This is a genomic window from Streptomyces yangpuensis, assembly GCF_001005295.1.
GTDB classification, from domain to species: domain Bacteria; phylum Actinomycetota; class Actinomycetes; order Streptomycetales; family Streptomycetaceae; genus Streptomyces; species Streptomyces yangpuensis.
Genome location: NZ_LBMK01000002.1, coordinates 600666 through 611593, shown reverse-complemented (window position 1 = coordinate 611593; position 10928 = coordinate 600666). Strand labels below are relative to the sequence as shown.

Below are 10928 nucleotides of genomic sequence, written 5' to 3'. Positions count from 1 at the left end.
GGGGCATGCGGGGCCGGGGCCGGGGCGGCCGCCTGCGGCGGCGGTGCGAAGCCGGGGGCGCCGGCCGCCGGAGCCTGCTGCTGCGGCTGCTCCTGCTCCTCGGCGACCTCGCCGCCGAAGTTCTTCAGCAGGGCGTCCAGCCCGCCGTCGAAGCCCTGGCCGACGGCGGCGAAGCGCCACACGTCCTTCAGGTAGAAGTCGCCGAGCATCACGGCCCGCTCGGTGCTGAACTCCGCACCGGTGAACGCGTACCGGACGACCTCTTCGCCGCCGGCCACGATCCGGATGTAGCCCGGGCCGATCTGCGACATCTGTCCGGCGCCGTCGATCGTGGCGGTGAAGGACAGCTTGTGGATGGACGCCGGGACACGGTCCAGGGTCACCCGGAAGGATTCCGTGTCACCGGACTGCGCGCCGAGCAGCTGGATGGACTCTTCCGGTGACTTCGGCTGATTGAAAAAGACGAAGTAACGGTCGTCCGAGAGCTGCTCGTTGACGTCCAGACCGAAACAGCTGATGTCGAAGGTGAGTCCGGGCCCGGAGATCTGGACGCCTACGTACAGATCGGTGCCCGCTGTGAGATCACTGACCTTGGCCTTGTGGCCGCGCTGGAATTCCCTTGCCATGCGTAACGACGTCCCCCATCCCGACTGAGCATTCGTGCCGCTCAGGCTAACGGCATCTGCCGACATCCGGCCAAGCCGGTACCAACCCGGTACACATCACGCTGTGTGACACGACGGGCGGTCCGTCCGGCCTGCGTGTGTCATTCCTCGCGGGCGGCGGGCACCTTCGGCAGGCGCTCGGCCGCGACCACGCCCTCCAGGTAGCCCCGGGCCCGCTCGGTGCGCGGGTACGCCTCCAGCAGCTCCCAGAAGCGGGGGCCGTGGCCGGGCACGAGGAGGTGGGCCAACTCGTGCAGGAGCACGTAGTCGACGACGTACTCGGGCATGCCCTGGAGGCGGTGCGAGAGCCGGATGCTGCCTTCGGCCGGGGTGCAGGAGCCCCAGCGGGTGTTCTGGTTGGTGACCCAGCGGACAGACCGGGGGCGGGCGCGGCCGTCGAAGAACTGCTCGGACAAACGCTCGGCGCGTTCGGTGAGTTCCGCGTCCCCGAGGGTGCGTCTGCTCTCCTGGGCGGCCAGCTTGTCGAGCATGACACCCACCCAGCGCCGCTCCTCCGCCTCGGACATCCGGGCAGGGATGAGGACGACCGTACGGTCACCCTCGCGGTAGGCGGATACGGTCCTGCGGCGGCGCGCGCTCCGGCGGACTTCGACGGCGCGCGGCGGTGGGTCGGCGGACACGCCACGACGTTACCCGGTGACGGCGGCGGAAGTCCCGCTCGTCCGGAGTTCGAACACGGGCGGTTCGCAGTCGGTGCCCGAAGCGGCATTCCTCTTCATCTCATATGCCGAATACCTCCTGCCTGTGGACAAATTCCTGCACGGATTCCGGCAGGGGGGCACTGTTGCCGGGGAGCGGGAAATACGGCGGCGCGGTCCGCACGGATATCGAGGGGGGTCGGACATGTTTCCGAGGGTGAAGCCGGCGCTGGCGCGGGCATGGCGGGATCTGCAGACGGTGCAGTTCGGGGTGACGCCGGCGCACGCGGTGGTGCTCGGGCCCGTGGACACGGCGACGGGCACGCTCGTCGACCGGATGGACGGGACCCGGGGGATGGAGCTGCTGCGGGCGGAGGCCACACGGATGGGACTGCCGGACGGCCTCGCCGACGCCCTGGTGCGACGGCTGGCGGGGGCCGGGCTGCTCGACGACGCGACGGCGGGCGGCCCGCGGGCGCAGGCCCTGCGCCGGCATCCGGAGACCCTGGAGCGGCTGGGCCCGGACCTGGGATCGCTCTCGCTGGTCCACCGGGAGCCCGGTGGGGACCTGCGGGGGGTCGCGGCGCGCCGGGCGATACGGGTACGGGTGCGCGGGAGCGGCCGGGTGGGCACCGTGATCGCGACGGTACTGGCGGGAGCGGGCGTGGGGCGGGTCGAGGTGCTCGACGGGGGCCGGGTGGAGCCGGCCGATGTGGCACCGGGCGGACTGAACGCGGGGAGCGTGGGCCGGATGCGGGCGGAGGCCGCGGCGGGAGCGGTCCGCTCCGCGGCCCCGGGCCCCGGCCCGCGGGCCGGGGAGGAGGAGGGGACGGAGCCCGGGCTGTCCCTGGTGGTGGTCGCGCCGCGGGACGGGCTGCACGCCTGGGCCCCGGATCCGGACACCGCCGCCGACTGGGTCGCCTCGGGCATTCCACACCTGTACGCGGGGGTGTTGGAGGGGACGGGCCTGGTCGGGCCGCTGGTGCTGCCGGGCACGACGGCGTGCGCCGGGTGCATGGAGCGCGACCGCGTGGACCGGGACCCGGCCTGGCCGAGGATGCTCGTGCAGTGGCGATCGTCCCACCGCCGCCGTGGGAGCGCCGCCTGCGACCTGGGTCTGTCCACGGCGGTGGCCGGGCTGGCCGCGGCCCACGCACTCGCCTTCCTCGACGGGCAGCTGCCGGCCTCCACGGGCTCGCGCTGGGAGGCGGCCCTGCCCACCCTGCGCTGGGAGCAGGCTCCGGTCCGCCCCCACCCCGACTGTCCCTGCGGGGCGGCCTCGGAGCCCGCGGAACTGCTCCGGGCGGGAGGACGGGCCCCGTGGAGCGGATCGGGCGGCAACCCGCCGGGAGGGCCGTGACAGGATGCTCGGGGACCGAGGGGTTTCAGCCGAACCGCCGCTTGCGGCGCAGCTGTCTGGGAATTGGAGGGGCTCATGTCTGATCTTCCCCGGAAGGCGGTCACCCGTACCGTCAAGCTGGCCGCGCTGCCGCTCGGCATCGCGGGCCGGGTCACCTGGGGGCTGGGCAAGCGGATCGGGGGCAAGTCCGCGGAGATCGTGGCGCGCGAGCTCCAGCAGCGCACCGCCGAGCAGTTGTTCCGCACGCTCGGGGAACTGAAGGGCGGTGCCATGAAGTTCGGGCAGGCCCTGTCGGTCTTCGAGTCGGCTCTGCCCGAGGAGGTCGCGGGGCCCTACCGGGCGGCGCTGACCAAGCTCCAGGAGGCGGCCCCGCCGCTGCCTGCGGCGACGGTGCACCAAGTACTGGCGGAGCGTCTGGGGGCGGACTGGCGGGACCTGTTCGAGGAGTTCGAGGACAAGCCGGCCGCGGCGGCCTCGATCGGGCAGGTGCACCGGGCGGTGTGGCACGACGGCCGGCAGGTCGCGGTGAAGGTCCAGTACCCGGGGGCCGGTGAGGCGTTGCTGTCGGATCTGAAGCAACTGGGCCGGTTCGCGGGGCTGCTGGGCCCGATGGTTCCCGGTATGGAGCTCAAGCCGCTGATCAAGGAGTTGCGCGACCGGGTGTCGGAGGAGCTCGACTACGAGCTGGAGGCCGAGGCCCAGCGGACCCATGCGGACGCCTTCGTGGACGACCCGGACGTGATCGTCCCGGACGTGGTGCACCAGGGCGACCAGGTGCTGGTGACCGAGTGGATGGACGGGACCCCGCTGTCGGAGGTCATCGCCGACGGCACCGAGGAGGAGCGCGACCGCGCCGGGCAGCTGCTGGCCCGGTTCCTCTTCTCCGGTCCCGCGCGGACGGGTCTGCTGCACGCGGATCCGCACCCGGGGAACTTCCGGCTGATACCGGGGGCGGACGGCCGGATGCGGCTGGGCGTACTGGACTTCGGCACGGTCGACCGGCTGCCCGGCGGCTGGCCGAGGCCCATCGGCCGGTCCCTGCGGATGACGCTGGACGGCGACGCCGAAGGGGTCTACGGCCACCTGTGCGCCGAGGGGGTCGTGAAGGAGTCCGTCGAGCTGGACCCGGACGCCGTGCTGGACTATCTGAAGCCGATCATCGAGCCTGCCGAGGCCGAGGAGTTCACCTTCACCCGGCCGTGGCTGCGCGGTCAGGCGGCACGGATCGCCGATCCCCGATCCCCCGCGCACCAGTTGGGCCGGCAGATCAACCTGCCGCCCTCGTACCTGCTGATCCACCGGGTGACGCTGAGCACCATCGGAGTGCTGTGCCAGCTGGGCGCGACGGTGCGACTGCGCGACGAACTGGACACCTGGCTGCCCGGGTTCGCGTCGGCCGAGTGACGGCCCGGGCCGTCACCACCGGCCGTCACCACCAGGAGGAGTCGAGCCTGCCTTCGATCGCCCGGAGGTTGGCGCGGGCGCATTCGACGCAGAAGTACTCTCTGGTCCCGTTCTCCACCGAACAGGTCCAGGTGGGCGGGGCTCCGCCGGGGGACTGGGTGCCGCAGCGCGCGCAGACGACGACGGGCTGGGCCTCGGATCCCGACGGGTCGGGCTGGGGAGTCGGCTGGTCCACCTCCAGACGGTACCTCCACCGGGGTGGGCGGGCCCGCGCAACGCACCGGGGGACCGGTCCGAACGGACCGGTCCCCCGGGAGGCTGCATCCAGTTCCTGGAGCATGACCTCTTAGTGCATGACGGCCATGGCCAGTGCGCGCCGGGCGCGCAGTGAGACGCGCTCGGCTCGCCGCTGCATGCGGCGGGCGGCGACCAGGCGGAGGGCGTGACGCTCGGCGTCGGCCTCTCGCATGCGGTCGTCCATATGGGCGCGAGCCAGGGCTTCTGGGATGAGTTGCATTTCGCGGGTCCTGTTCTGACGCGAGGTGATCGCGCCGGCGGTGATGAAGTCTGCGTGGGCGGCGCCGTGGGGCTGCTCGCTCGTGGTGTGGGCGGTCATGAGGGCCTGCTTCAGGGGGTCGTGCGTCAGGGGGCGGTCGATGGTTCCGGTGGCGGTCATGCCGAGACAACCGGGTTCTTGCGCGGACGGCCACGGGGCCGCTTGCGGGCTACGACGACACCCTGGACGAAGAGCTCGCCACCCCAGACACCCCAGGGCTCGCGGCGCTCGACCGCTCCGGCGAGGCAGGCCTCGACCAGCGGGCAGGTCCGGCAGAGGGACTTGGCGTACTCGACGTCGGCCGGGGACTCGGCGAAGAAGACCTCGGGGTCGAAGGTGCGGCAGGGAACCGGGACGCCGAGGTTCTCGATGGCGTCGTCGAGCGCGGTCAGCGCGGTGAGCGGGGTCAAGGTGTGGTCCTCCGGGACTGCGGGCGGGGAGATCGTTTGGGTCTGCGGTACGGACGGGGCGTGCGCTTCGAGTTGCACGGTGGTTTCTTCCTCGTCTTGTTCGGCTAGTCGTTCCGGCCGGTCGGCCGGGTTCGGCTGGTACCTGGTTCTGCCAGTCCCGAGGCCCCTTCTCTGTCGTCGCCCCCGGTCGGGGACAAACAGAAGGGCCGCGGATCCCGGGTGGGGTTCCGCGGCCCTGAAGGCGCCGGCCTGATCATGCGATCAGGCTGGATCACTCCAGGGTTCGAGCCCACGGAAGGCCCACATCAGGTGGTGCTGCTGCTTCGTCTGCTTCTTCAGGGATCCGGCACCGGCCGCGGCGGCGAATCCATAGGCGCCATGCGCCTGTGCTTCTGCTGCCAGTACTGCCACCGGTGCCTGGGTCGGTCGCTCATTGCGCTCGCTGACCGCGAGGGTCGCGAGAAGGGTGGCGGGACGGTCGGCGGAAATCGCGGACGCACCCGTACCCAGAGCGGAGACGGAACCGAGCAGGCAGGAAGCATCGACCGAGCGATCGGTCATTTCGGTGAAGGTCATGAAGCTGGTCACTGGTCTCGCCTCCTCTCGGCGTCTCGGGGACCCGGCCCGAGGGCCTGTCCCATGCGTATTCGGATAAGTACAGCACGGAACCAGGGCTTCGGAGAAGCCACCGTTTCCGTTGCTAAGAACCTATGGGTCTTCGCCGGGCATGTGCAAACTATTTTTCCGACGATTTTCTACGCGTCGTCAGAATCCTCGCCCCCAGGCTCCTGACCTGCACAGATGGCCAGGACATCGGCTCCGTACCGGTCGAACTTGCGAGTGCCCACCCCGGAGATCATCGAGAGCTCCCCGGCCTCGGCGGGCGAGGCCTCCGCGATCGCCGTCAAGGTCTTGTCCGTGAAGACGCAGTAGGCGGGCAGGCCCTGCCGGTCCGCCTGCGCGGCACGCCACTCCCGCAGCCGCTCGTAGAGACCCGCGTCCATGTCGGAGGGGCAGTCCTCGCAGCGCATCAGCTTCAGCTCGCCGGCCTCGGTCAGCGTCCTGCCGCAGACCCGGCACAGCGCCGGGCCGCGGCGGCGCCGGGGCCGCGTCACCCGCTCGCCCGCGGCACCGGGCCGGCTCGGGGCGGCGGAGCCCGGCCGCAGGCCGTTCAGGAAGCGGCTGGGGCGTCGGGAGGCCCTTCCCCCGGGGGCGCGGGAGAGCGCCCAGGAGAGCGTCAGGTGCAGCCGGGCCCGTGTGACACCGACGTAGAGCAGTCGCCGCTCCTCCTCGACCTGGTCGTCGGTCTTGGCGTAGGTGATCGGCAGCATGCCGTCGGTGAGGCCGACGAGGAAGACGGCGTCCCACTCCAGGCCCTTCGCCGCGTGCAGCGAGGCCAGGGTGACCCCCTGGACGGTCGGGGCGTGCTGGGCGGCCCTGCGCTCGTCCAGCTCGGCCACGAGGTCCGCCAGGGTGGCGCCGGGCCGGCTGCGGGCGAAGTCCTCGGCGAGCCGGACGAGCGCGGCCACCGATTCCCACTGGTCGCGCACGGCGCCGGAGCCGGCGGGCGGCTCGGTGGTCCAGCCGATGGAGCTGAGCACCGCCCGGACCTGGGAGCCCAGGCCGACGAGGTCCTCGAGCAGCGGGTCGTTCCCGCTGGAACGGGCCGTTCCGCGCAGCGCGAGGATGGCCTTGTGGACCTCCTGGCGCTCGAAGAACCGCTCGGCCCCGCGGAGCTGATACGGAACCCCGGCGTCGGCGAGGGCCTGCTCGTAGACCTCGGACTGGGCGTTGATGCGGAAGAGCACGGCGATCTCACCGGCGGGGACGCCCGCGGCGATCAGGTCGCTGATCCGGCGGGCGACGCCCTCGGCCTCGGCGGGCTCGTCCGCGTACTCGGCGTAGACCGGGTCGGGGCCGCCCTCGCGCTGGGAGACGAGCTCGAGGCGGTGCTCGGCGGCCCGCCCCTTGGCCTGGTTCAGCAGCCCGTTGGCGAGGTGCACCACCTGGGGGGTGGAGCGGTAGTCGCGGACCAGCTTGACCACGGTGGCCTGCGGGTAGCGCGTGCGGAAGTTCAGCAGGTGGTCGGGGGTGGCGCCGGTGAAGGAGTAGATGGTCTGGCTGGCGTCGCCGACGACGCAGAGGCTGTCGCGCTCACCGAGCCACAGGTCGAGCAGCCGCTGCTGGAGCGGGCTGACGTCCTGGTACTCGTCGACGACGAAGTGCTGGTACTGGGCGCGGATCTGCTCGGCAATGTCGTGGCGGTCCTGGAGGATGCCGACGGTCAGGAGCAGCACGTCCTCGAAGTCGATCATTCCGCGGTCGCGCTTGAGCTGCTCGTACGTCCCGTAGATCTGGGCGATCTCGGCCATGTCCCGCGGGGCCTCGCGGCCCGCCTTGAGGGCGGCCGCCGGGTAGTCGGCGGGCACCGTCTGGGTGACCTTGGCCCACTCGATCTCACCGGTGACGTCCCGCAGCTCCCCGCGGTCGAGACGGATGCGGCAGCGCGCGCCGGCCTCCGCGACGAACTGGATCTTGCGTTCCAGCAGCCGGGGCACCTCCCCGCCGACGGCGCGGGGCCAGAAGTACTGGAGCTGGCGCAGGGCGGCGGAGTGGAAGGTCCGGGCCTGGACCCCTTCCGCGCCGAGCGAGCGCAGTCGGCCGCGCATCTCGCCGGCGGCCCGGTTGGTGAAGGTGACGGCGAGCACGCTGGCCGGCATGAGCTGCCCGGTCCGGACGCCGTAGGCGATGCGGTGGGTGATCGCCCGGGTCTTGCCCGTACCGGCGCCGGCCAGCACGCACACCGGTCCGCGCAGGGTCGTCGCGACCTCGCGCTGCTCCGGGTCGAGGCCCAGGAGCACCGCGTCGGCCGGGTCTGCGGCGGCGGAGAAGGACGAGGAGTGCGTTGCTGCTGTCACTCCAACATGCTGCCAGGTCGTGTGCGCCGGGCGGGAAGTCCGTCCACAGGCGGTGCGGATTCGTCATATCGGTCACACCGGCGGTGCGGATGTGCACGGACGGGAATGGCTGTGCGGTCGCGTACGTTCGAGTCTTCGGACCACCGAGCCTTCACGAAGGAGAGCGCAGCATGCAGGACACGGGCACCGTCACGATGTACAGCACGACCTGGTGCGGCTACTGCCGTCGGCTGAAGACCCAGCTGGACCGGGAAGGCATCGCGTACAACGAGATCAACATCGAGCTCGACCCGGAGTCCGCGGCGTTCGTCGAGAAGGCCAACGGCGGGAACCAGACGGTGCCCACCGTGCTCGTGAAGTCCGCCGCCGGCAACGAGTCCGTCATGACGAACCCGAGCCTGGCCCAGGTCAAGCAGGCGCTCGCCGTCTGAGCGGGCTCCCCCGTCCGCGGAAAGGCCCCCGTCCCAAGGTTGCCGTCCCAAGGCTTCCGGGCGGGGGCCTTCCACGTCCGCGGAGTGACGAACGTTACGCCGCGGACTTCGGCAGCGGCTCGCCGTACCAGAGCTCGACCAGCCGGGCCGCGATGGAGATGCCCGACGGGGGCAGCACCTCGCCCGACTCGAACGCCGCGCGCAGATCGTCGCGGGAGAACCAGCGGGCCTCCTGGATCTCCTCGCCGTCCACGGTGATCTCGGAGCTGGTGGCGCGGGCGTTGAAGCCCAGCATCAGGCTGTACGGGAACGGCCACGGCTGGCTGGCCACGTACTCGACCCGGCCGACCCTGACGCCGGCCTCCTCCCACACCTCGCGGACGACGGACTGCTCTATCGACTCGCCCGGCTCCACGAACCCGGCGAGGGTCGAGAAGCGGCCCTCCGGCCAGTGCACCTGGCGGCCCAGCAGCGCGCGGTCGTGCTCGTCGGTGACCAGCATGATCACGGCCGGGTCGGTGCGCGGGTAGTGCTCGGCACCGCAGCCCGGGCAGCGCCGGATGTGGCCGGCGGCCGCGACCACCGTGCGCTCTCCGCAGCGGGAGCAGAAGCGGTGCATCCGCTGCCAGTTCTCCAGCGCCACGGCGTTGACCATCAGAGCGGCGTCGCGGTCGTTGAGCAGCAGTCCGGCCTCGCGCAGGCCGGCCGGGCGGGCCGACTGGTCCATGCGGCCGGGCAGGGCGTCCTTCTGCAGCGCGAAGTACCGTACGCCGTCCTCGTCGGTGCCCAGGAAGTAGCGGTGGGTCTCGGTGACCGGGGCCTCGAAGGCCGGGGTCATGACGATGCCGGTGCCGCCGTCGGGGGTGTCGTCGATCAGGACCTGGCCGCCGGAGACGACGAAGACACGGGTCGTCGGGTGGCTCCAGGCGGCGGCGAGCCATGCCTCGTCGAGGCGGTGGTGCGCGGCACGGTCGATGCCGCTGGGCGCGGTGAGCGAGAGAGGTCGCTCGGTATGGGTGCTCACTGGTACTTCCATCTCCCCCGGTGGTGGGACAGGCAGGCTCGGTACGACAGGTGTGTGCGCCGGGTCAGGCGGGTGTGCCGGGTCAGGCGGGTGTGCGGGGCGTGCGGTGGGCGGCGGCCAGGTCCCCCCAGAGGTAGGCGGCCGTTTCTACGCCCTTGAGCAGCAGGTCCAGCTCGACCTTCTCGTTCGGCGCGTGCCAGCCGTCCGACGGTACCGAGATGCCGAGGAAGAGGACGGGCGCGTCCAGGACGTCCTGGAGGTCGGCCGCGGGTCCGGAGCCGCCCTCGCGGGTGAAGCGGATCTTCTGGCCGAAGGCGCGGCCCATGGACCGTACGACGGACTGCAGGGCCGGGTGGTCCAGCGGGGTCAGGCACGGGCGGGTGGGGGCGCCGAAGGTGATGGAGTGGCGGATCCCGTCCGGGATCCGGGCGGCGACCCAGTCCCTGACGGCGGCCTCGACCTCGTACGGGTCCTGCCCGGACACCAGCCGGAACGACAGCTTCACATGGGCGGAGGCCGGGACGATGGTCTTCCCGCCGGGGCCCTGGTAGCCGCCGCCGATACCGTTGACCTCGGCCGTCGGGCGGGCCCAGACGCGCTCCAGAGTGGAGTACCCGGCCTCGCCGGCGGCCGCGTGGGACCTGGCCGTGCGCAGCCACTCGGACTCGTCGAAGGGCAGCTCGGCGATGAGCGCGCGCTCCGGGTCGGTGAGCTCGGCGATGCCGTCGTAGAAGCCGGGGACCGTGACCCGGCCGTCGGCGTCGTGCAGGGCGGCGACCAGGCGGGCGGCGGCGGTGGCCGGGTTGGGCACGGCCCCGCCGAACGCGCCGGAGTGGATGTCCTGGTCGGGACCGTGCAGGTCGATCTCGCAGTCGGCGACGCCGCGCATGCCGGTGCAGACGGTGGGGGTGGTCTCGGACCACATGCCGGTGTCGGAGACGATCACGACGTCGGCGGCGAGTTCGGCGGCGCGGGTCTCGACGAGCTCGCGGAAGTTCGGCGAGCCGGACTCCTCCTCGCCCTCGATGAGGAGCTTGAGGTGCACGGCGGGGGCGGCGGCGCCGGTGGCCGCCAGGTGGGCCCGTACGCCCAGGGTGTGGAAGAACACCTGACCCTTGTCGTCGGCGGCGCCGCGCGCGTACATGCGGCCGCCTCGGACCACCGGCTCGAACGGGTCGGTGTGCCAGCCGTCGGCCACGGCGGCGGGCTGCACGTCGTGGTGGCCGTAGACGAGGACGGTCGGGGCGTCCGGGTCCTCGCTCGGCCAGTGCGCGTGGACGGCGGGGGCGCCGCCGGTCTCCCAGACCTCGGCGACCGGGAACCCGGTCTCCTTGAGCTTCGCCGCGAGCCATTCGGCGCTGCGGCGTACGTCGTCCGCGTGCTCGGGCTGGGCCGAGACGGAGGGGATGCGCAGCCACTCGGCCAGGTCGTCGAGGAACGCGGCGCGGTGGGTGTCGATGTACGTGCGGACGACGCTGTCCGGCTGGGGGTCGCTCATGCC

At 72.1% G+C, this 10928-nt stretch carries 11 protein-coding genes and 1 pseudogene; 3 read left to right on the top strand and 9 right to left on the bottom strand.

Annotated elements, in window-relative coordinates; translation table 11 throughout:
• Positions 1 to 626, bottom strand: a pseudogene (locus AAT21_RS08135) (TerD family protein); the annotation flags it as partial.
• 140 nt (positions 627 to 766) lie between these two features.
• Complete coding sequence (locus tag AAT21_RS08130; protein ID WP_046776056.1) at positions 767 to 1306, bottom strand: M48 metallopeptidase family protein; 540 nt, start codon at positions 1304 to 1306, stop codon at positions 767 to 769.
• 223 nt (positions 1307 to 1529) lie between these two features.
• Between AAT21_RS08130 and AAT21_RS08125 the strand changes: the two genes are divergently transcribed.
• Together AAT21_RS08125 and AAT21_RS08120 are read left to right on the top strand one after the other, a co-directional pair.
• Positions 1530 to 2684: a TOMM precursor leader peptide-binding protein gene (locus AAT21_RS08125; protein WP_079025509.1), complete on the top strand. Its 1155-nt coding sequence runs from the start codon at positions 1530 to 1532 to the stop codon at positions 2682 to 2684.
• Positions 2685 to 2759: 75 nt separating this feature from the next.
• On the top strand, positions 2760 to 4088 hold the full coding sequence (locus tag AAT21_RS08120; RefSeq protein WP_046776055.1) for an ABC1 kinase family protein: 1329 nt from the start codon (positions 2760 to 2762) through the stop codon (positions 4086 to 4088).
• A 25-nt stretch (positions 4089 to 4113) separates the two neighbouring features.
• Here AAT21_RS08120 and AAT21_RS08115 read toward each other — a convergent pair whose 3' ends face one another.
• The 5 genes from AAT21_RS08115 to AAT21_RS08095 form a co-directional block, all read right to left on the bottom strand.
• Entirely contained in the window at positions 4114 to 4323 is a 210-nt protein-coding gene (locus AAT21_RS08115; RefSeq protein ID WP_030962492.1) for an ADP-ribosylation factor GTPase-activating family protein, read from the bottom strand.
• Positions 4324 to 4434: 111 nt separating this feature from the next.
• Entirely contained in the window at positions 4435 to 4764 is a 330-nt protein-coding gene (locus AAT21_RS08110; RefSeq protein WP_030850046.1) for a hypothetical protein, read from the bottom strand.
• Positions 4761 to 5132, bottom strand: a complete 372-nt coding sequence (locus AAT21_RS08105; protein WP_030029453.1) for a WhiB family transcriptional regulator — start codon at positions 5130 to 5132, stop codon at positions 4761 to 4763. Before AAT21_RS08105 ends, AAT21_RS08110 begins: the two co-directional genes overlap by 4 nt.
• A gap of 183 nt (positions 5133 to 5315) precedes the next feature.
• Complete coding sequence (locus tag AAT21_RS08100) at positions 5316 to 5642, bottom strand: hypothetical protein (protein ID WP_107081225.1); 327 nt, start codon at positions 5640 to 5642, stop codon at positions 5316 to 5318.
• Between the two features lie 167 nt (positions 5643 to 5809).
• Positions 5810 to 7972 carry an ATP-dependent DNA helicase UvrD2 gene (locus AAT21_RS08095; RefSeq protein WP_200904353.1) on the bottom strand — a complete coding sequence of 721 codons (2163 nt, stop codon included), beginning with the start codon at positions 7970 to 7972 and terminating at the stop codon, positions 5810 to 5812.
• A 170-nt stretch (positions 7973 to 8142) separates the two neighbouring features.
• Between AAT21_RS08095 and AAT21_RS08090 the strand changes: the two genes are divergently transcribed.
• The gene (locus AAT21_RS08090) at positions 8143 to 8403 is read left to right on the top strand and encodes a mycoredoxin (protein WP_030772737.1); all 261 of its coding nucleotides are present in this window, start codon (positions 8143 to 8145) and stop codon (positions 8401 to 8403) included.
• 94 nt (positions 8404 to 8497) lie between these two features.
• On the opposite strand, the gene nudC is transcribed toward AAT21_RS08090, so the two are convergent.
• Both nudC and AAT21_RS08080 read right to left on the bottom strand, forming a co-directional pair.
• Positions 8498 to 9439, bottom strand: coding sequence for an NAD(+) diphosphatase (gene nudC, locus AAT21_RS08085; protein ID WP_046776053.1), 942 nt, complete (start codon positions 9437 to 9439; stop codon positions 8498 to 8500).
• A 70-nt stretch (positions 9440 to 9509) separates the two neighbouring features.
• Positions 9510 to 10925 carry a dipeptidase gene (locus tag AAT21_RS08080; RefSeq protein ID WP_046776052.1) on the bottom strand — a complete coding sequence of 472 codons (1416 nt, stop codon included), beginning with the start codon at positions 10923 to 10925 and terminating at the stop codon, positions 9510 to 9512.
• Between the last annotated feature and the right edge of the window lie 3 nt (positions 10926 to 10928).